This is a genomic window from Nostoc sp. CHAB 5715 (assembly GCF_020829685.1).
Classification (GTDB): domain Bacteria; phylum Cyanobacteriota; class Cyanobacteriia; order Cyanobacteriales; family Nostocaceae; genus Nostoc.
This window is the reverse complement of record NZ_JAIVFR010000752.1, coordinates 1-3777: the sequence shown is the minus strand read 5'-3', so window position 1 is coordinate 3777 and position 3777 is coordinate 1. Positions and strand designations below refer to the sequence as shown.

Genomic DNA, 3777 nt, shown 5'->3' with positions numbered 1-3777 from the left:
ATTAGTAGTTCCTGTAGATTTGCTGATCAGTCCGCAAATTCGGGTAGTTACAATTACCGGGCCAAATACTGGCGGTAAAACTGTAACCTTAAAAACCTTGGGGTTAGCAGCATTGATGGCCAAAGTGGGTTTATTTGTCCCCGCCCGCGAACCAGTAGAAATACCTTGGTTTGATCAGGTGTTGGCAGATATTGGCGATGAACAATCTTTACAGCAAAGTTTATCCACATTCTCTGGACACATCCGCCGAATTAGTCGCATTTTAGAAGCATTGGGGAGAGGGAGTAGGGAGTGGGGAATAGGGAATGGGGAAGAACAAAATTTAGAAATCCCCACTCCCCCACTCCCCTCCTCTTCTTCTATCCCCCACTCCCCACTCCCCACTCCCCACTCCCTAGTGTTACTTGATGAAGTCGGCGCAGGAACCGATCCAGTTGAGGGTAGTGCCTTAGCGATCGCCTTGTTGCAATATCTAGCCAACCATGCCCAACTAACGATCGCCACCACTCACTTCGGGGAATTAAAAGCCCTGAAATACGAAGATGAGCGGTTTGAAAATGCCTCTGTAGAATTTGATGAAAGTACTCTCTCACCCACTTACCGTCTGCTGTGGGGCATCCCCGGACGTTCTAACGCCTTAACTATTGCCCTGCGCTTGGGATTAAAACCAGAAGTAGTAGAACAGGCGAAAACTCAAGTGGGAGAGGCCACAGATGAAGTTAACCAGGTAATTGCTGGGTTAGAAGCGCAACGCCGCCGTCAGGAAACCAAAGCAGCCGAAGCCCAAAGTTTGTTGCAGCAAGCGGAACGTTTATACAAACAAGTATCCGCAAAAGCCGCAAGTTTGGAGGAAAGGGAAAGCAGTTTGCGGGCTTCACAGGAAATAGCAGTCCAACAAGCGATCGCTCAAGCAAAAAGTGAAATTGCCCAAGTGATTCGCCGTTTGCAGAAAGGTACGCCCACAGCCCAAGAGGCACAACAAGCAACCAATGCTTTGAATCAAATCGGCCAACAATATCAGCCAGCAACACCAGCAAAACCAAAAGCTGGGTTTATGCCCAAAGTAGGCGATCGCGTCCGCATTCCAAAATTGGGACAGATAGCAGATGTGATCGCCGCCCCCGATGAAGATGGGGAGTTAAGCGTTCGGTTTGGGCTAATGAAGATGACTGTGAAGTTGCAAGACGTAGAATCTCTAGATGGTCAAAAAGCCGAACCAGTCGTCAAACCCAAACCAGCCCCAACAGCAGTAACCCCACCACCGCAAAGTGTCCCAGAAATTCGGACTTCGCAAAACACCATCGATTTACGTGGTAAACGGGTGGCTGATGCCGAATACATTTTAGATAAAGCCATCTCGGAAGCTACAGGCCCAATCTGGATTATTCACGGGTACGGCACTGGTAAGCTGCGACAAGGAGTTCACGCCTTTCTGCAACAGCATCCCAGAGTCAATAACTACGAACCAGCAGAACAAGCAGATGGCGGCACCGGTGTTACCGTTGCTCACATCAAATAAAGAGCAGGAAATTTGCGATGTTACTTGAACTCAATCAACTAATTGTTAGAGCCGGTCATCAGTTGTTGATTAAAGATATCTCCTGGTCGGCATACAAACGCATTTTAGCAGAATTGGGAGACAATCGCAGTTCTCGCATAAGTTACAGTCAAAGGATGCTGGAAATAATGGCTCCATTACCAGAGCATGAAGTAGCTAAAGTTATTATTGGCGACTTGCTAAAAGTTTTATTAGAAGAACTCGATCTGGAATTTTGGAGTTTAGGTTCTACAACTTTTGATAAGGAAAGTATGGATGCTGGGGTAGAACCCGATGATTGTTTCTATATGCAAAATGAAGCTAGAATTAGGGGCAAAGATAGAATAAATTTAGAAATTGACCCGCCTCCAGATTTGGCTATTGAAATTGATATTACCTCCCGCACTCGTTTCAATAATTATCAAGATTTGAGAGTACCGGAACTGTGGCGATGGAATGGAAGAAAACTGGAAATAAACGTGCTATTCAATGGTAAATATCTAGAATCAAATACCAGTTCTATTTTCCCCAATTTTCCAATTCAGCAAGTAATTCCCGAATATTTAATCCTGAGTCAAACCAATGGCAGAAATACGACAATGAAAGCATTTCGTGCGTGGATAAGGCAGTAAATTAGTAGCCAGATTTAGTTTAAATTGTTAGAATTATAGCCATTTTCAATCCGGTGAGGTACAGGTAGGCAAATAGACCTAACCCCCTAACCAGGGCTATTTCGTTCTAAACATAAACCGCCCAGAACTAAAGTTCACAGGCTTTTAGCTTAAGTCCACTTCAGTGGACTAAAAGCCTTTCTTAGTCGTCTTTAGACGACTTTTGCTATTAGCCTCAGAATTTATTCTGAGGCGGGCTAGATGAGAATGAAATAGACCTAACCCCCTAACCCCCTTCCCGAAGCGGGAAGGGGGAAAATTTCAAAGCCTCCTTCATAAAAGTATTGTTAGCTGCTTCTTCAACACAACCTCAATGTCTTTTCTTATTCTATGTCACCCATGTATAATTTAATCTCCAAAAATTAGGATGAAAATAATTTAATCTACGGTATAAGTTGACGGTTTCTACGTAATTTCCATACCATCAGACAAGATGAACTAACTAGCAATAAACCTGAGATTGTTGGTTCTGGAACTTTGGTGATTACTAGCGAAAGGTTATCGGCATAGCCATCATTCACGCGCCCGCGAACATAGTTCATATCTAGAGCAACATTAATCTGTCTTGCACCAACGGGAACAAAGCCCTTTACAGACTTGAATAATAAACCTGTTGTGTTATTTCTTTCGTCTGGAGTGGGAGAAGTAATGAATGCTGTATTTATAGATTGACCATCTTGATTGAGGAAATTAAGACTAAATTTCACATTATCTAAATCAGTGTCATAGCCACCTAACCAGGCGCTCAAATCGTATGCTCCTTGACCAGCATCAATTATGGAACCAAGGTCAGCTATATCAATTAATTGAGAAGCACTTGATGAGCCTCTATTAGCACCACCATAAAATAGATTTTTTCCACGTACACTTGGCCCTGAACTATTAGCATCAGGAAGTCCACTAACGGCGACTATATTACCCAAAGGGTTAGTAAATTCAAAACCTGTTGCTCCATATTGCAGCACACTAAAACTATCAGTTGAAATCCAGCCAGGGATAAACGGTATATCAGTCCCAACAGCATTACCAATCGCATCTCCTTGCCCTTGTTCTGCATCCCCATTAACAATAAGATTTTGACCAAGGGTGGCTGCATGGATAGGACTAGCAAACAGAATACTCGATGAGATTCCCGCTATCAGAGCGATACTCGTCTTTGCTATTTTTTGAGAGAAAAAAGGAAAAATATTGAGCTTATTCATCTACTTACTTTTTGGATGTACTATCAGGTTGATTCAGAGCAAGACAAGATTAGAAAGTTTTCTACCTGTGGTGGTTTAATTTGATTAATTGCTTTTTGACAAATACTTGTTTTTTAAGTAAGTGGGTGCTAAAAAATACAACTATATTAAGAAATGTAAATCGCTTAAAAGCTGATCTTCAAAGCGTTTCTGGCGCTTTACATAAATTTACACAGTTCGGTTTAATTGTGCCTACCTACTTATCCCTCTTCCATCAGTCTTGGAGAAAGCAATCGCTGCAAGGCTTATGAGACTTCGATTTTCAGGTTTTAGCAACATTTTTGAATTTCTATTAGAAAATAAAGCTTCAAACCTTGATTGAGTAATA

Annotated in this window: 3 protein-coding genes; 2 read left to right on the top strand and 1 reads right to left on the bottom strand. The window is 42.4% G+C overall.

Annotation, left to right across the window (positions count from 1 at the left end; all coding sequences use genetic code 11):
- A partial coding sequence (locus LC574_RS30610; RefSeq protein WP_229457355.1) for a Smr/MutS family protein occupies positions 1-1519 on the top strand: 1519 nt, incomplete at its 5' end.
- A gap of 17 nt (positions 1520-1536) precedes the next feature.
- A complete protein-coding gene (locus LC574_RS30605; protein WP_229457354.1) occupies positions 1537-2169 on the top strand; it encodes a Uma2 family endonuclease in 633 nt (210 codons plus the stop codon).
- Between the two features lie 422 nt (positions 2170-2591).
- Here LC574_RS30605 and LC574_RS30600 read toward each other — a convergent pair whose 3' ends face one another.
- The gene (locus LC574_RS30600; protein ID WP_229457353.1) at positions 2592-3410 is read right to left on the bottom strand and encodes a PEP-CTERM sorting domain-containing protein; all 819 of its coding nucleotides are present in this window, start codon (positions 3408-3410) and stop codon (positions 2592-2594) included.
- Positions 3411-3777 lie beyond the last annotated feature (367 nt).

Bases quoted from the DNA above. Each gene is read 5' to 3' on its own strand.
- LC574_RS30600 (WP_229457353.1), bottom strand. From the start codon at position 3,410: ATGAATAAGCTCAATATTTTTCCTTTTTTCTCTCAAAAAATAGCAAAG.
- LC574_RS30605 (WP_229457354.1), top strand. From the start codon at position 1,537: ATGTTACTTGAACTCAATCAACTAATTGTTAGAGCCGGTCATCAGTTG.